The 17,834-nt window shown below is 35.6% G+C and carries 10 protein-coding genes; 7 read left to right on the plus strand and 3 right to left on the minus strand.

All coding sequences use genetic code 11. The features are described from left to right. Window positions 1-318: 318 nt before the first annotated feature. Window positions 319-2,373, minus strand: coding sequence for a tetratricopeptide repeat protein (locus CG11_RS24395; protein ID WP_052599526.1), 2,055 nt, complete (start codon window positions 2,371-2,373; stop codon window positions 319-321). A gap of 446 nt (window positions 2,374-2,819) precedes the next feature. Between CG11_RS24395 and CG11_RS24400 the strand changes: the two genes are divergently transcribed. From CG11_RS24400 to CG11_RS24415, 4 genes are all read left to right on the plus strand, one after another. After that, the gene (locus CG11_RS24400; RefSeq protein WP_052599528.1) at window positions 2,820-3,389 is read left to right on the plus strand and encodes an L-threonylcarbamoyladenylate synthase; all 570 of its coding nucleotides are present in this window, start codon (window positions 2,820-2,822) and stop codon (window positions 3,387-3,389) included. Window positions 3,390-3,440: 51 nt separating this feature from the next. Next, a complete protein-coding gene (locus CG11_RS24405) occupies window positions 3,441-4,859 on the plus strand; it encodes a CCA tRNA nucleotidyltransferase (protein WP_052599530.1) in 1,419 nt (472 codons plus the stop codon). Between the two features lie 145 nt (window positions 4,860-5,004). Next, window positions 5,005-5,556, plus strand: a complete 552-nt coding sequence (locus tag CG11_RS24410) for a 5-formyltetrahydrofolate cyclo-ligase (RefSeq protein ID WP_052599532.1) — start codon at window positions 5,005-5,007, stop codon at window positions 5,554-5,556. Between the two features lie 356 nt (window positions 5,557-5,912). Next, entirely contained in the window at window positions 5,913-8,189 is a 2,277-nt protein-coding gene (locus CG11_RS24415; RefSeq protein WP_052599534.1) for an aconitate hydratase, read from the plus strand. A gap of 211 nt (window positions 8,190-8,400) precedes the next feature. On the opposite strand, the gene CG11_RS24420 is transcribed toward CG11_RS24415, so the two are convergent. Beyond that, window positions 8,401-9,855 carry a hypothetical protein gene (locus CG11_RS24420; RefSeq protein ID WP_052599536.1) on the minus strand — a complete coding sequence of 485 codons (1,455 nt, stop codon included), beginning with the start codon at window positions 9,853-9,855 and terminating at the stop codon, window positions 8,401-8,403. A gap of 656 nt (window positions 9,856-10,511) precedes the next feature. Here CG11_RS24420 and CG11_RS24425 point away from each other — a divergent pair. From CG11_RS24425 to CG11_RS24435, 3 genes are all read left to right on the plus strand, one after another. Then, the gene (locus CG11_RS24425) at window positions 10,512-12,386 is read left to right on the plus strand and encodes a T9SS type A sorting domain-containing protein (RefSeq protein ID WP_052599538.1); all 1,875 of its coding nucleotides are present in this window, start codon (window positions 10,512-10,514) and stop codon (window positions 12,384-12,386) included. Window positions 12,387-12,953: 567 nt separating this feature from the next. Next, window positions 12,954-14,120, plus strand: coding sequence for a ribonuclease D (locus CG11_RS24430; RefSeq protein ID WP_052599539.1), 1,167 nt, complete (start codon window positions 12,954-12,956; stop codon window positions 14,118-14,120). 121 nt (window positions 14,121-14,241) lie between these two features. Next, window positions 14,242-15,396, plus strand: a complete 1,155-nt coding sequence (locus tag CG11_RS24435; protein ID WP_197043928.1) for a hypothetical protein — start codon at window positions 14,242-14,244, stop codon at window positions 15,394-15,396. 9 nt (window positions 15,397-15,405) lie between these two features. Here CG11_RS24435 and CG11_RS24440 read toward each other — a convergent pair whose 3' ends face one another. Beyond that, complete coding sequence (locus CG11_RS24440) at window positions 15,406-17,520, minus strand: ComEC/Rec2 family competence protein (RefSeq protein WP_052599543.1); 2,115 nt, start codon at window positions 17,518-17,520, stop codon at window positions 15,406-15,408. Between the last annotated feature and the right edge of the window lie 314 nt (window positions 17,521-17,834).

Genomic DNA, 17,834 nt, shown 5'->3' on the forward strand with positions numbered 1-17,834 from the left:
TGTATAGATATTGAACACATCTTACAAATATAGTCTTCATTGTCTTTTTTTCTAACTTATCATACAATCTACATCACTACCTTAAATCGAACTAAAAAGATAGAAAAAAATATTCTTTTTGCTCAATTTTTTGTTTTTAATTCAAACAATAGTGGATTGAAAAGCTTGATTGTTATTGATAATCAGCAAGTTGTATTTTTGTTGTGTTTTGGGTTAAGTATTTGGTTATCAGTGTTATAAGGGGTGCTTTTTTGTTTTTTTTGTCAAAAAAGTAAAAAAGCACCAAACAACTAATAGAAACAATATTTCTGCTTATTTTTATTTTCCTGTAAGCTTTTTGAGATAACGAATGGCAACAGGATCTTTGGGGTTGTACTGCAACACTTTTTGAAAATCAGCAATTGCTTTTTGGTTTTGTCTTAACTCAACATAAGATATCCCTCGATTGATGTGAGCAATAGGAGCTTGTTCAGGTGCATATTGTAGTGTTTTGGTATAATCTTCAATAGCTTTGTCATGAATTCTAAGAATACTATAAGATACACCACGATTGTAATAAGCGGTACCTCGTTCGGGGTCAAGTTCAATAGCCTTGGAATGATTAGAAACAGCTTTTTGAAAGTCACTATTGGCTTGTTGGGCCATCTGTTGAGCTTCTTGTTGTCTATTCTTTTTTTGCAATTGCCGAGCTTGTTCCTGTTTCATACTTCCTCGCATTCCATAAATACTCCCAATACCTTCGTACACATCAGCTCGTTTGGAGCCAAGTTCTGTAGCTAATAAAAAATCTTGGAACGCTTTGTTGAGGTATTTTTGTCGCTCTTGAAGGCTGGTTGCTTTGTCGGCTTGTTTACCATAATAATTGCCTCTAATACCTAGAGGCTGCGCCATAGTAGGTAACAATTTTTTGCCTTTTATAGTGTTTAAGTCAATAACATTTGTCCAAAGTTTGTCACTGTTTTGCCAAGTCTCGATTTGCGAAATGGTTGTAGGGATATAAGCACAGAATCCAATCGTCATAGCGATTAATATTCCTCTTTTGGTGTTTTGGGGCGCATGTTCAAAGATCAGCATGGCTAAGGCAAAAGCTAAACCAATGTAAGGCAAATAACTGTATCGATCAGCCATGATAACAGCGCCAACAGATATAAATTGAAGTACTAAAATAATTGTTATCAAATAAAAACCAATTCCCCAAGCAATACTTTTGCTGAATCTAAGGCTTGCTAAGGCTACCCCTAAAATCAACACAACCAAAAAGGGAGCTACTTTAAAGAACAGGCTATTGTCAAATGTTTGTTGATCTGGATAGGGGTAAAAAGCAGAGAGATTGGTTGGTGCAAAAAATTGGATGATGTATTGTATAAATCCATAAGAGGCGAACTGAAGGCGCTCGGATAATTCAAAGGCACTAAAATCATTCATTGCCACAGCACTTGTACCTTTTTGTAAGAATCCTCCCAAATCGCCACCTGCCTGTACATTGGTTGCAATTAGCCCAAATACAATAGAGCTGATAAAAAAGGGAATGGTTGGAACTAATGCAGTGGGCTTAAACGTGTCTTTTAATGCTTCAGTAGGTGTTGTGGCTTGGTGATTCCAAAAATAAAGTAATAGCATAACCAAAGGAAATACGACGGCCATAGCTTTGGATAAACAAGAAAGAATAAAAAGTACAAAAGCAGTGTAAATCCATTTTTTTGCATTGGTTTGTAGAAATTTCCAATAACTCAATAATCCCAATAAAAAGAAAAAACTATAAAGCACGTCTTTGCGTTCGGATACCCAAGCTACAGACTCTACATGCATAGGATGCAAAGCAAATACAGCTGCTACAAAAATACTCACGGGAAGATTTTTTTTACTCATCTGATAAATTAGCAGCATGACAAAAATGCTATTTAGAATATGTAAAACGATGTTCCAAAAAATAAAAGGACGTGCTGAAATTCCCTCTGGGCAGCTAGGACAAGCATTGTTATTCCAACGCATCGTCAAAATAGTAATGGGATGATAATTTAGTGCTACGGCAGTTGTGAAAACATCTCCTATACTTGTTGTATGAGGATTGACGGTTGGGCTAATTGTTCGTTGACTTCCTTTTAGTTGAATAAAAGCGGCAATGTCTGTTGCAGAACGAACCAAATGATTTTCTGTGACATAAGTATAGTCGTCCCAATCGACAAATTCATTGTTTAAAGCACCTCTATAAACAAAAGCAGTGATGATCGCAAGTACTAAGGCAGCAGTGATAGGAGAAAAAATTCTTTCTTGTAGCTGCTTTTTTTTCTGTACGTTGTTTTTTGTCTTTGAGCTATGTTTCTCTTGATTATTAGAAGCTTTCTTTTTTTTATTCTTTTTGGAAGATGCCATTGGTGTTGATTATAATAATGAAGAAGTTATTTAAAAGTAATAGTTTGTTGATTTAGAATTCTCTAAGTGTTGTCAAACTAGAATTAAATTACAACTAAGAACTAAAAATATACAACAATATGTTGATTACAAAGTTTCTTTAAAAAAACAAAATAGTTTTATCTCGCTGTTTGTTATTTATACTTGCTTCAATAAATTGGAAGAAAAATAAAAGTATACTTTTTTATTGCTTAACTTTGTTTGCCTATCAAAACAAATTTCTTCGTGAAAACGAAGGCTGTTTGGGAAGTTTTAAGATAGAAACTTTAAGAGTAATGTAAGAGGTTAAAAATAAAAAATAACAAAAACTACTATTGCTAACAATAATCCGTGTATTCTTCTAAGAGGGGATTGGGGAGACTACGAATTAAATGCGTTTTGGGCGGGTTGTTGATTAATTGAAAAATATGAATTTTACAAAGGAAGTTGCTCCACTTGTGGAAGCATTAAATGAAGGAAAGCTTATCTTGTATCCGACTGAAACCATCTGGGGAATTGGCTGTGATGCAACCAACGCAGAAGCTGTTAAGAAAATTGATGCACTCAAAAAACGAAAGGAAGGAAAAAACTACATTTTATTGGTGGATAATGAGAGTCGTTTGTCAGAATATGTTGCCTATATTCCTCCCAAAGCGAGCAATTTGATTGCTTATCACACCAGACCACTAACAATTGTATACGATAAACCGAAGAACTTGCCAGATTCTTTGTTAGCAGAAGATGGTAGCATTGCTATACGAGTAACTTTAGATCCATTTTGCAAAGAATTAGTGAACGCTTTTGGGAAACCTATTGTTTCCACATCGGCTAATATTAGTGGCAAACCATATCCCAAAACGTTTTTAGATATTGATAATGCTATTAAACGAGGAGTGGCTAGTATTGCACAATACAAACAATACGAAGAAAGTGAAAATGCCCCTTCTGTTGTTGTAAAAGTTGTAGATGGGGAAGATTTGATTTTTTTGAGAAAGTAAAGGTTAGTTTTCTTACCTTTGCGACTCAATTTTGACTAACTAAAGAGGATAATGCAAATCGAAATAAAGGAAAAGGAGCAAGAAATATTCGAGCTACTAAGTGAATCAGCTAAAGAACTCGGATTTCCTACCTATGTTATTGGGGGATATGTCAGAGATAGATTGCTTCAACGACCGTCTAAAGACATGGATATTGTCTGTGTGGGCAGCGGTATTGAGTTAGCTAAAAAATTAGCTACTAAATTACGTCCTAAACCTAAGGTTATAGTCTATAAACGTTTTGGAACGGCTATGTTGCATTTTAAAGACTTAGAACTGGAGTTTGTTGGAGCTAGGAAAGAATCTTATCGCCAAGATTCTCGCAAGCCTATTGTAGAAAATGGAACCTTGGAGGATGATCAAAATCGTCGGGATTTTACCATCAATGCCTTGGCTATTAGTTTGAATGATGAAGACTATGCCACATTAGTTGATCCTTTTGGAGGTCTACAAGATTTAAAAGAAAAACGCATTGTTACTCCACTAGACCCTAATATTACATTTTCAGATGACCCTTTGAGAATGTTGAGAGCCATTCGCTTTGCCACGCAGCTCAATTTCGAAATTGATAAAACGACTTTGAAGGCAATTGCCGATCAGAAAGAACGAATTCAAATTATTTCGCAAGAACGGATTACCACCGAATTGCAGAAAATAATGGCTACTCCAAAACCTTCTATTGGGTACAAACTTTTATTCGACACGGGATTGTTAAAATTAATCTTCCCTGCATTGCACGCTATGCATGGTGTTGATTATAAAAATGGACAAGGGCATAAAGATAATTTTTACCATACCTTACAGGTATTGGATAATGTGGCAAAAGTAAGTGATAATATCTGGTTGCGTTGGGTAGCTGTGTTGCATGATATCGCCAAGCCGTTGACCAAACGATACATTGATGGACAAGGATGGACATTTCATGGTCACGAAGCTTTGGGGGCTCGTTTTGTACCTAAGTTTTTTAGAAGAATGAAATTGCCAATGGGCAATGAAATGAAATATGTTCAAAAATTGGTTGGCTTGCATCAGCGCCCTGTGGTGTTGACCAAAGAAGAAATTACAGATTCCGCATTGCGTCGCTTGATGTTTGAAGCAGGAGAGGACATTGATGATTTGTTGCTGTTTTGTGGCGCTGATTCTACTTCAAAGTTTCAGTGGAAATTGGATAAGTATGCTAAGAACTTAAAAATTCTGACCAATAAGATTGCAGAGTTGGAAGAAAAAGATCGCTTGAGAAATTGGCAACCACCTATTTCAGGAGAAATTATTATGGAAACATTTAATTTAAAACCTTGTCGAGAGGTGGGACAAATTAAAAATAGTATTCGAGAAGCTATTTTAGATGGTGCAATTCAAAACGATTATCAAGAGGCTTTTGATTTTATGTTGAAAAAAGGAAAAGAACTAGGATTAGAACCTAGTCACTAGTATGTAAAATCTCTCTAGAAAATCACAATAGTTTGTTGAAACCACGAAGTAGCAGCGCAGCTAGCTAAGCTTGCCGAATAGGCTTATGCTAGTAGTGCAAAAGCCCAAGATGGAATAATCAACGAACTACGAAAATCAAGGAACGATGACTATTATGCAAGAAAAAAAAGCACTTCGAGCTGAAATTTTATTAAAAAGAAATAACATTCCTATAGAAAAAAAATCAGTTTATGATGCTCGGATTGTTCGTGATTTAATGGCTTTAATTCAAGCTAGAAATTGTACCAATGTTCATGCTTACTTGCCAATGGGGGCGGAAATAAATATTTATCCATTGATAGAGAAGTTACTAGAACAAAAGACCAATGTGTATTGTCCTAAAACTTTGAAGAATCGAAAGTTGGAACACTTGAAACTGGAGGCTTTGGATAAATTAGAAGAAGGATTGTGGGGGACGAAACATCCTAATCAAAAATCTATCTATGAAGGAAGTTTTGATTTAATCTTAGTGCCTGGGTTGGCTTTTGATGCACATGGCAATCGCTTGGGCTATGGTGGTGGATATTATGACAACTTCTTGAGTCAGCATCCTCATGCTTATAAAGTTGCATTGGCGTATCCTTTTCAAATTGTCGAAGCAGTGCCCACAGAAGCACACGATTTTAAAGTAGATACGGTTGTTTACCACGACTTGTAATGGATTGTTAACCGGAGCAACATTATTATGATTTGTCAAGTAGAAATTGGGGGATAAGGAGACGAATTGCTCAAAAATGGTAGGATAATCTTAAAAACCAAGGACGTACATTTTTTGCATCAATGTCTTTTTATGGTCTAAATAAGCCTTTTTATTCATAGAATTAGTCTAAATAATAAGCCCTGTGCAATTTTTCGCAAAAAAAATGTATTTTCGCAACCAAAGCCTTATATAAAGGTTATATTGTAAAAATGTAGTTTACAATAGGATTTTTCTATTAGAAAATTCAAGTATAAATTACATGGAAATAGGAAAACCAATTAATTTTTAATCAGATAAAATCATTTAATAGCACTATGGCATTTGACATTGATATGATTAAGAAGCATTATGCTTCTTTGCCTTCAAAAATTCAGGCTGCACGCGAAACTCTTAAAAAACCACTGACTCTAGCTGAGAAAATCTTGTATGCTCATTTAAACGATGATTCTAAGATCCAAGATTATAAACGTGGCGAAGATTATGTATTCTTTTCTCCCGACCGTGTAGCGATGCAAGATGCTACTGCACAAATGGCTTTGTTGCAATTTATGATGGCAGGTAAAGACAAAGTTGCTGTACCTTCTACTGTTCACTGTGACCACTTGATTCAAGCAAAAGTTGGTGCTGAAGATGATTTGGAAACAGCTAATGATAAAAATGCAGAGGTTTATGATTTTTTAAGCTCTGTTTCTGATAAATACGGTGTAGGCTTCTGGAAACCAGGCGCAGGTATTATTCACCAGATTGTATTAGAAAACTATGCTTTTCCTGGAGGTATGATGATTGGTACAGATTCTCATACTGTAAATGCAGGAGGTTTGGGTATGGTTGCGATTGGTATTGGTGGTGCTGATGCTGTCGATGTAATGGCTGGACTTCCTTGGGAGCTTAAAATGCCTAAATTAATTGGTGTAAAGTTAACTGGTAAATTAAGCGGTTGGACATCTCCTAAAGATGTTATCTTGAAAGTAGCGGGTATCGTAGGCGCCAAAGGAGGAACTGGATATATTGTAGAGTATTTTGGAGAAGGAGCTGTAAACATGTCTTGTACTGGTAAAGGTACAATTTGTAACATGGGAGCAGAAATCGGAGCGACTACGTCTACTTTTGGATACGACGATTCTATGAAGCGTTACTTAGAAGCTACAGAACGTGCAGATGTTGCTGCTTTGGCAGAAGGTGTTAAAGAACATTTGACAGGTGATGCTGAAGTTTATAATAATCCTCATCAGTATTTTGACCAAGTAATCGAGATTGATTTGGATACACTAGAGCCTCACTTGAATGGTCCATTTACACCAGACCGTGCTTGGCCGATTTCTGAGTTTGCTAAAGCAGTAGAAGACAACGATTTCCCTTCTAAATTATCAGTTGGTTTAATTGGTTCTTGTACCAACTCTTCTTATGAAGATTTAACTCGTGCAGCGTCTATTGCTAGACAAGCAGCAGAAAAGAATTTAAAAGCAAAAGCAGAATTTACAGTAACACCAGGTTCTGAATTGGTTCGTTTTACAGCAGAGCGCGATGGTTTGTTGGACGATTTTGAGAAAATTGGAGCAATGGTTTTGGCGAATGCTTGTGGTCCTTGTATTGGTATGTGGGCACGTGTTGGCGCTGAAAAGAAAGAAAAAAATGCAATCATTCACTCGTTTAACCGTAACTTCGCTAAACGTGCAGATGGTAACCCAAATACACAAGCTTTTGTAGCGTCTCCAGAATTGGTGACTGCAATGACAATTGCTGGTGACATGAAGTTTAATCCTTTGACCGATACTTTGGTGAATGAAAATGGCGAAGAGGTAAAATTAGATCCTCCAAAAGGAGATGAGTTGCCTACGAAAGGGTTTGATGTAGAAGATGCTGGATATGTAGCACCTGCTGAAGATGGTTCTAATATTGAAGTAGTTGTTAATCCAGATTCTGAGCGCTTGCAATTGTTGACACCATTCAAGCCAATGAATCAAGAGGAATTGACAGGAATGCGTTTGTTGATCAAGGCAAAAGGAAAATGTACAACAGATCATATCTCTATGGCAGGACCTTGGTTAACTTACCGTGGGCATTTGGAGAATATCTCTCAAAACTGTTACATTGGTGCTGTTAACTACTTTAATGAAGAAACAAATAATGTAGCTAACTATGCAGATGGCAATGAGCCTACATTCATGCCTGTTCCTGATTCTGCTATCAAATACCAAAAAGCAGGTATTGGTACAGTTGTGTTTGGAGAAGATAACTTGGGAGAGGGATCGTCTCGTGAACATGCTGCCATGGAGCCTCGTTTCTTGGGTGTAAAAGCAGTTATTGTAAAATCTTTTGCTCGTATCCACCAAACTAACTTGAAAAAACAAGGTATGTTGGCATTGACATTTGTTGATCCTAACGACTATGATTTGGTTCGTCAAGACGATAAAGTAGACATCTTAGGATTTGATGACTTTGCAGAAGGAAAGAATATGACAGTTGTACTGCATCATGCAGATGGAACAGAGGATTCTTTTGAAGTAGAACACACATACAATGCTGCTCAAATTGAGTGGGTTAAGGCTGGTTCAGCTTTGAATAAAATTCGTAAAGATCAAGGTTTATAGTATTTTATAAACTATCTAAAAAATACCGAAGCCTTTTACTCTTTTGAGTGAAAGGCTTCTTTTGTCTTAAAATGCTTGATTATTATCACATTAGTTCGTTGAAACCACGCAGTAGCAGGGAACCAAGCTATGCGAGCTCACGACCGTAGGTAGTAACAAAGCTAACTAAAAGCGCAACGCTACTATTATCAATAATCTACGAAAAAATATCTCAATAAACAAGTCGTTTAAGATTTGCCATTAGCCAATCTCGATTGGCAACGGAATGACAATTTTCTATTTCTTGTTGCAATCTTTCAATCGACTCTTGAATTATAGGACGCTTAGTATATTCAATCGTTTCTTTAATTTTAAAGAGCTTTTTACTGAATTTCATTAAGTTGGAGGTTGATTTTTTTTGATAGTCAGCAACTTGCTTACTCCTTCTTAGGTAGCTATGGCAGGCATCAATTAAGGCATAAAATGCTTCTCCTTCTTCTTTTTCGTAGTAAATTTTGAGCTGGATAATTTTGGTTCCTAAATAATAAGTAGGATTGATGAAATCAACATTATGCAAGGTTTGTAAAGCTTGATCATAGTCTTTTTTGCTGTGTTGCAAGGATGCGAGGTTATATTTATAAACATTGTTGCGGACATCTAAAGGAAGCTTCTTTTTGTATTCTTCTATAAACTGCTCCGCCCAACTGTATTTTTCTAAGCGGACAGCTAAGGTAACAATGTTCTTATATTCTTGTGGCATTAAAAAGCCTCCTACAAAAATAGCTTCGGATTCTACTAGGTACAAATATATCTCTAACGTTTCTTCTAAATAAGTGGAGCCTTGTTGATTGATTTTTCCAATAGCATAATTGAGCGCATACCCATAGGTGCCCAAAATTTCGTCTTTGGTAAACTGGTGGGCATATTTTTTTAACAATTGAAGCAACATCCTGTAGTAAGTTTCCGTTGCTTCCGCTTGTTTTGTTAACATTCTAAAGATTGTATGATAAATTTGAATGATTGGGTCAAACTCTTTGGATTTATCTTGTAAATGTTCTTCAATCCCCTTCATAATAGACCATTGATAATGCGCTTGAATAACTTTATTTCGACTCGCCATGTCACAAGCCATTTTTAGTTTTTCTAGGATAAAAAGATTGTCAAGCGAATCATTGGCTAGTTGCAAATTTTCATTATAACTTCGTCCGCCTTGCTCTACAAATAAATAGTCTAATTCTTTATGAAATTTATACTGACTTTCGTAATACGTTTGGTGATTCAGATGTTCTTTGGTTGATTGTTGCTTGTATCTTTTTTCTATAGAACGATAGTGTTTTTCCAGTTTATAATGTCGCAGCTTTTCTAATAATACAACCATCCGTTGGTTTTCCTTACTCTGAAGTGCATCATCTATTAAAAAATTGTGCAGTAGTGACAGCAATTGAGATGTTAAACGATGAAATTTTTTATTATCAAAAGCTTCTCCAGCAAAAATTTTATTGTAAATACGTGTTTTTTCTAATTTTTCAGGCTGAGCGAATGTTGGTGCGTACTTTAGCAGATACAAGCAAAGTTTGGTGGTTGCTTCATGTTTGTTAAAATAAGGAGATAAGGTATATTCCTTAAATCGAGTTAGCGTTCTGCTATCTAACTGTTGAAGTAAATCTAAAATTTTGGAATCTTGCATAAAAAAATAAAACTTAGACTGGAAATAATAGGATAGAGCTAAGAGAATATTAAAAATAATGTATACAGGAGCAATATAAAGATAATATTATATTTTATTTTTTATTAATTGTCGGGTTTTTTAAAATGGATTTATTAACTTAAAACATCTTTCAAGGATTATTAGAAATTAATTTTGGATTTTCATCAAAAATACAATGAAGTTGTGATTAAATTTTTTGAAAATCATATGATTATGTACTATTTGTTTGAGTAGAACGTATTCAGGAGTTATTAAAGCATAAGTAACTGTATGTAATGAAATAAGACTTTTAATAGAGTGTTGGTTTGGTATATTATAAAGAATAAAAATCGGATAATAGTATAAAATAATTTTTTTATTGCAATGAATTTTAGCGCATCTTTGAATTGTGAAGAAAGTTAAAAGGAAAAATCCAAGGATGTATTGCAAGTGCGGTGCGATATATTCTTGGGCCTTTTTAGTTTGTACATATATGAAAATGCTTTATTGGTTATGGAGTTTTGTTTGTAAAACAGTTAATTTTAATAAAAAAAAGGTACAATAGGTTACCTTAATCCAATATAAACCATTAAAAAATAAATAATAACCTATTAGGATTGTACAATCCTAATAGGTTAAACAGAAAAAACGAAACAATGAAGCACATTTATTTTATATTAATTTTATTAATTCATTTGCTGTCTCTAAACAAGCTTAAAGCACAATGTGTCAATGATACCATTGCGCCAGTAGCTATTTGCAAAAATACATTGACAGTTTATTTGGATAGCTCTGGTACAGTAGAAGTACAGGCAAAGGATGTAGATGATAACAGTTTTGATAATTGTGGAATAGAAAAATACCAGATTAATGGAGATACAGTACTTACTTTAAGTTGTCTTAACATAGGAAGTTCTGTGCCTGTATCTTTTGTTGTCAAAGATACTACTGGTAATACCGATACTTGCAATACTTTTATTGTCGTGGTAGACAACCTACCTCCAGAACCTAACTGTGCTTCGATCGGAGCCATTTCTATCCCTTTGGGAATTTTGGGGACAGTGACATTTCCTTTGGGGCAAGCAATTGCTGGAAGTTCAGATAATTGCTCAATTGCCACAACATTAATTAACAACCAAGCAGGAATACCTACATTGACTTGTGATGATGTTGGAATCTACCCTTATACTGTGCAAATGATTGATTCTAGTGGAAATGTGGGGTGGTGCCAATCACAAATTGAAGTGCTTTGGAGCATTACTTGTGGTTTTACAGCTCAACTAGATTCTCTAGGGCGAACCCAATGTGATACAGGAGCCTGTAATGGATATGCTGCTTTATCTAGCAATGGCGGAATTGGAATTGTCAATTATCTTTGGGAGGATGGTTCTACGGCAATCATTAGAAATGATTTGTGTGCAGGGGAGCATATTGTTGTTGCAACAGATTTATTAGGAAATGTTGACACATTAGTTTTTAATATTCGTTATGAAAGTGGGTGCGTCTGGCCTGGTGATACCGATGATAATACCAAAGCCAATAATTTTGATTTATTACCGATTGCCTTGGCATATGGAACATTGGGTGGGGCAAGAGCTGGAGCTAGTATTAATTGGACGGGACAGAGTAGCAGCGATTGGAACCTTCCATTGGCGTTACCTGTTTTGCCAGATTACAAGTTTATAGATTGTAATGGAGATGGTTTGATTGATTCTTCCGATGTAGAGGCCATTCGTTTAAATTATGCTCAAAGTTATTCGCGGAATTCGGGTACAACAACAAACAGTATGTGGACAACTAGACAAGACCCACCAATCTATGTAGATTGCGATACGGTATACGAAGGAGATGTTCATTGTATGGGAGTCAATCTAGGGGAGCCTTCACGGGAAGCTATCAATGCTTATGCCATTGCTTTTACCATCAATTATGATCCTCTGTTGGTTCACTCGGCAACAATTAGTTATGGTAGTTCTTGGTTGGGGGCAGCACAAGAGTTGATTTCTGTAGAAAAAGATTATGCTGCACAAGGAAAGTTAGAAACAGCTGTTGGTCGAACAGATCAACAACCGTTGACTGGAAGTGGTCGATTGGGAACCGTTTGTTTTACAATTCGAGATGATATACTGAGAGTAAGTCAACCAGATACTACGGTTATGCCTGTTGATATAGATGGAATTCGGTTTGTAGATGAGAACGGGAATGAAATGCCAACAGAACCAAGAGAAGGTTGTGTTACGATTGTCGAAGTTATGAATGATATTAACAATGTAAAAACGTTTAATAAAGAAAATCAAATTAACTTATACCCAAACCCAACGACAGGCTGGGTCAAAATTACTGGTCTCGAACAGCGTTTGCAAAAAATTACAGTTCGTACAGTTACAGGAGAGGTATTATTGTCTAAAACAGTTCAAAGCCAAGGAGATCTAGAATTAGATTTAAATTATTTGCCAGAGGCTGTATACCTTGTATCTATGGAAACTTCAGATAAAATAATTAATAAAAGATTGTTAATTATAAGGGGATAAGTTGTTTTTTTTCTTTTATAAAATAATTTTTTTTTGTACATTTCATGAGAATTAGCGTCGAAGGAAAAGCTTTCGATGATGTGAGTAGATTTGTAAGTTGTTTTTAATGATTGTAAAACTACTTATGGGTGCGTTTTGCTTATTTTGATGCCCATCAAAATAGGTGGATTTATGTCAAAAAAAATGTCATACATTCATGAAGATTGGTCTTATGTTTGTTGATAATGACTTTACCATCTATTCCTGTTAATTTGAACTATAGTATTTAGGAATGATGCTCCAACTTTAGCCCAGTTGGAGCATTTCTTTTTTATGCATTTTTTAGATTGTAGGCTAGGAATTTTATTCCAATGCAATCATTACTGATTAACCTTTCTCAAAAGTGCGCGAAGCCAAAAGATATTGCTATTTTAGGGGCTAAAGTTCATTTTTGACTAAGCATTAGACAGGATGTGTTACTTAAATTTCTGGCGAAGTATCTGTTGATTGTCTAGATAATTGTAAGTGTACAAAGCCGCAAAAATGAATACATAAATAAAAAGATAAATAGAAGAGAACGATAGAGATATGAAGAATTGGGAGTATGTAGATACCAACGAGATTTTGACAACATGCGTTGATTTTTTGAAACAACAAAAAGAAATAGCTATTGATTTGGAATTTGATAAAAACCGTTACCGATATGGTTTTAATCTTTGCTTAATTCAAATCTATGCTGGAGGACGTTGTTTTATTGTAGACCCTTTGGTAGAAGGAGTTGTTTTAAAGGATTTGTACGCTGTAATTGAAGATCCTACGATAGAAAAAGTAGTGTATTCATTTGGAGAAGATTTGAGGTTGTTTCATTCGTTAGGTTGCTTTCCTAAAAATACATTTGATATAGCAATTGCGATGCGTTTGCTAGACTATCCACCAGCTTCGCTCGCAGCAGCAGTGGATGAAATATTGGATATAGAAATTAGCAAATCTGCTCAGAAAAGCAACTGGTTTTTGAGACCTCTTTCTGAAAAACAAGTTAATTATGCCGCAAAAGATGTCCTGTATTTGTTAGAAATGAAGGAAATTCTAATCAAGATGGCAGAGGAAAAAGGTATTTTGGACTGGATAAAAGAAGAGAACGAAATAATTGATGGTGTTTCTTATGCTGATATTGATAACAACAATTACTTAAAAGAAAAGGATAAACACGGGCTGTCAGAATACGAATATTACCTGTTTAAGGGACTATTAGAATACCGAGAGAAAATAGCAGAAAAATACAATCGCCCTAGTTATCAAATTATTGATAAAGAATATTTGAGAGAATTGGCAGAACGTCCCAAACAGATATATCGCTTTGAGAAAATTAGAGGTATTTATAAGAGCCTCAAAAATGATGCGTTTAAGAATGAACTCTGGGAAACGTATCAAGGCTTAGCAAAAGAAGCAGAGCGGGAAGGTTTATCCAAAACAGAAAAGGCTTTGAAGCGAATGAGCAGCGAATTATACCAAGCCAAAAAGAAAGAACGTGCGATTCGTGATGAAGCCAAAAAGAAAGTCTTTAAACCAATTCAAAAATTAATAGCAGAAAACCATGGTGAAAATGTAGTTACTTACATTATGGGCAATCGCTTGATGGATGAATTAGCACTAGGAAATTTAGATAATTTGAGGAAATATAAACGAGTATTAATCGAACGTTATGCAGATGAATTGGGAATAGATGTAAGCCCTTATTTAACGGTCAAAACATAAGGATTGCAACCACTAATAAAGATTACTCGTCCTTATTTAAAAGAGGAGTTTTTATCCTTAAGCAAAATTTTAGCCCATTTCACAAATGGGCTTTTTTATTGACCTAAAATTCGAAAGATCTATGTCTAGATACTTTGTTCTTATCACGATATATAGCATGCTCTCAATGGCTTGCAACAAAACAAAAACAGCATCTACTGAACTGCCATTTGAGAAAACGTATGGAGGGAATTTAGTTGACTATGCCTCAGAAGCCATTTATAGCGATGGTTATATTTATATGGTGGGAACTTCAAAAAGTTTACAAAGTTCTTCGGGAGGATTGGCGCTGACTAAAATTGATGCGTTAGGAAATTTGGTTTTTGAAAAATCGTATGGAGGAACAATACTTGACTTTGGGACTAATATTGTAAAAACGTCAGATGGTAATTTGTTGCTATTAGGTATAACAAGTCTTCCAACTAATTCGGGAACACAAGTAGATATTTTGATCGTAAAAGTAGATGTTGATGGGAATACGATATGGAGCAGAACCTATGGTGATGCAACTCAGTTTGATGTTGCGGAAGGTTTAATCGAAACTAGCAATGGAGATATTTTGGTGTTGGGGTCGGCTCACAATGGTTCTACCAATGATTTTAGGTTAACCTGTTTGAACAGCCAAGGCGATTGGAAATGGGAGAAAATTTATACAAGCCCTTATAATGATGAAGGGATTAATATCGCTAAAACAGAGCAAGACGAATACCTTTTGTTAGGAAGGCGTAAGGATGGAGACGATGATTTTTACCTTTTAAAAGTGGATGAACAAGGGAATGTACTCTGGGAACAGAGCTACGGAACGCCTCAATATGAACAAGCTCATAGCATCCGAAAAACTTTAGATGGTCACTTCCTTTTGTGTGGTCATTCCTCTGGTATCGATCCTTTGCATAATTTATACGTAGCCAAGATCTCAACTGATGGAATCGTTGTATTTGAAGAACATTATGGTGGCGTAGCTCATGACGGAGGAACTAGTGCCATAGAATTGAGTAATGGCAATCTTTTGTTAGCAGGTGAAACAGATAGCTATGGCAATGGAAGCAAAAGAGCTTTTTTACTAGAAACTAGTGCTGATGGGACGCTCATTCAAGAGCAAAGTTTTGGAGGCGATTTATCAGATAAATTTTCTACGGTGATAGAAACAGAAAAAGCTTATTATTTAATCGGAGAAAGTGCTTCATTTTCTGAATCTGGGGATATAGATATGTATGTTGTAAAACGTTTGAAATAAAAGCATTCTTTATAAGTTAATGATACAAGCACCTTGGGTAGAAACATCTATAAAGTGAATACCTAGTTTTTGGCATTCTTTACTCCATTGTTGTATACGCCATCGGCTATTGGAGGCATCGAAAATGAGTGTTTTGTAAAAAAATAAATCCTCAATTTGTTGAATGCTCTTTAACTTGGGGTTGCCATGAATCAAAAGGTAATCTACCTCTAAAGGAGTATGACTATGATGATGAAGATGTTTGGGAGTGTATAAGCTCAACCGATGTTGCCTAAATTGCCCTTTGTACTGCTTATAATATAAGGTGTTTCTTTGAACACTATCTTCTAAAACATGGAACTGGTGATTAGATATACCCGCAGACCAAAGGTGATTTTGCTGGGCATATTGTACTTGTGGATTTCCAATTAAAGTAGAATCCATCCATGTGATGGCTTTAGTGCCATTAAGATAACTGATCAGTGTACTCTTGCGACTGTGGTAAATGCAAAGCTGGCGTTGTTGGATTTGTTGGTAATCTATCATTGCATGATAACCAAACAATAAAATAGTTAAAGTAAGTGGAATGATGGCTACTTTGAGTTGTCGATGAATCAATAAATAAACAGTACTGATTAGGACAATATACCAAGTCCACATTTCCCAAGATTCTAACCAAAAGCCTTCCCAAACAGCACTTGGTAATTGTTGAATTAAAAAAATGAGGCTGTTCATTAAAAAAAGAAAACCATATAATAAATACCCTAATAGACTACTTAATAACGGTACCCAAGAGAAGCATAATAGAGCAATCCCTACACTGAGAATAATACCCGCAGTTGCGGCAACAACAATTCCAGAAAGCCAAAAAAAAGTTGGAAATTGATGGAAGTAATACAAACTAATAGGCAAAGTAGCAATTTGAGCAGCCAATGAAAGTGCAACACCATTCCAAAGCCAATCGCCTAATTTATTTTCAATATAGCAGCGTTTGTAGATTTTAGGGTACAAATAAAGAATGCCTATCAGTGCAAGGTAAGAAAGTTGAAACCCGACTTGAAATAACATCAATGGATTGATTGTTAGAAGTACAAAAGCAGAAGCGGCTAATGCATTATAGGTATTAATTTTTCGATTTAGAGATTGCCCAATAAGAACAAAAGAAAACATTGTACAGGCTCTCAAAACGGAAGCAGAGGCACCTGTTAAGAGGGCAAAACTCCATAGCAAAGTCAATAAAAGAAGGGTTTTAATTCGCAACCAGCGAACATCTGAACGCCGAATAAAACTAAACAAAAATGAAAGCAGCCCGACCAGAATTCCAATGTGTAAACCAGAAACAGCTAAAACATGCATGGCACCAGTATCGGCGTAGGCATTTCGCAATGCTTGGTTTAATTCTTCCTTAGCACCAAGCAGTAAAGCAGAAGCAACAGCATATTCGTTAGGCGAAGGCAAATGTATCTTTAGTGTTTGAAGTAATTGGCTTCTTAAGCGATAAATAAAGTGGTAAAGCCAGTGTCCTTGTCCACTACCTATTCTTTTCCATTGATCGAAAGGCAAATAGGTTTGATGGTAAATATTTTGAGTAGCATAATAAGCCCGACTGTCAAAGGCTTTGGGATTTAAAGGAGGGGATAATGTTTGTGGGGTGGCGTGAAAGGTGATAACGTCACCATATTGGAGTTTTGTGCTATTGGTATCTAATTGAAAATAAGCAATAACTTTTCCTGTGCAGGGAGTCAAGGTTTTTATATTGCTTCCTTGTATAGATAAGTTCAGGGTTGCCTTAATACTTTTGGCATTGAGCTTAATAGGACTATCTATGGTAGCAATATAAAGAGAATTAGTTGCTTTCCCGTTTAGAAATTGATCAAAGTGGATTGGAGAATTTCGAGCATCATAGGCATAGCTTACAAAATATCCAGCTTGTATTAGCAAAATAGAAAGCAGCATCCCCCAACCTCGTATGACAGAGACATTGGGCTTGGGTTTTAAGTGCAAGAGAAAAATACCCCCCAAAAGTAAGGCATAAATAGCAATTAGTATTTCCCATGGCACTGCTGTACCTAACCAATGGTAGGATATTATTCCTGACAAAAAGGGAATTAGCAATCGAAGAAAGGGAATTTGTTGCCAAGTCATAAGGGGAAGTGAATTTCAAGATCTGTAATTCTAGAATATTACTTCGTGGATTTTATTAGAAAGTATTACTAGAGGTAACATATTTATTATTGAAAGGTATAAAAATCTATGGATACTACCTAGTTGTGACCTTGTATTCTTTCCTTTTTATGTGACTAAAACTTAGAAAGAACTGCCTCTTACTCATTTTTGTTGCCGAATACTCACTAGGGGCTAAGATAATAATGCTTGACTGTATCTTTTTTCCTGTTACAGGGGTTTAATGAGATATAAAACAATTCGAAACCTAAAAAAAGATCGTTATTTGAGCTGTT

Source organism: Aureispira sp. CCB-QB1 (assembly GCF_000724545.1).
Classification (GTDB): domain Bacteria; phylum Bacteroidota; class Bacteroidia; order Chitinophagales; family Saprospiraceae; genus Aureispira.

Excerpts from the sequence above, each read along its gene's own strand:
- CG11_RS24405 (WP_052599530.1), top strand. The coding sequence starts at position 3,441 with ATGCAAATCGAAATAAAGGAAAAGGAGCAAGAAATATTCGAGCTACTA.
- CG11_RS24430 (WP_052599539.1), top strand. The coding sequence starts at position 12,954 with ATGAAGAATTGGGAGTATGTAGATACCAACGAGATTTTGACAACATGC.
- CG11_RS24435 (WP_197043928.1), top strand. The coding sequence starts at position 14,242 with ATGTCTAGATACTTTGTTCTTATCACGATATATAGCATGCTCTCAATG.
- CG11_RS24425 (WP_052599538.1), top strand. The coding sequence starts at position 10,512 with ATGAAGCACATTTATTTTATATTAATTTTATTAATTCATTTGCTGTCT.
- CG11_RS24415 (WP_052599534.1), top strand. The coding sequence starts at position 5,913 with ATGGCATTTGACATTGATATGATTAAGAAGCATTATGCTTCTTTGCCT.
- CG11_RS24420 (WP_052599536.1), bottom strand. The coding sequence starts at position 9,855 with ATGCAAGATTCCAAAATTTTAGATTTACTTCAACAGTTAGATAGCAGA.
- CG11_RS24395 (WP_052599526.1), bottom strand. The coding sequence starts at position 2,373 with ATGGCATCTTCCAAAAAGAATAAAAAAAAGAAAGCTTCTAATAATCAA.
- CG11_RS24440 (WP_052599543.1), bottom strand. The coding sequence starts at position 17,520 with ATGACTTGGCAACAAATTCCCTTTCTTCGATTGCTAATTCCCTTTTTG.
- CG11_RS24400 (WP_052599528.1), top strand. The coding sequence starts at position 2,820 with ATGAATTTTACAAAGGAAGTTGCTCCACTTGTGGAAGCATTAAATGAA.
- CG11_RS24410 (WP_052599532.1), top strand. The coding sequence starts at position 5,005 with ATGACTATTATGCAAGAAAAAAAAGCACTTCGAGCTGAAATTTTATTA.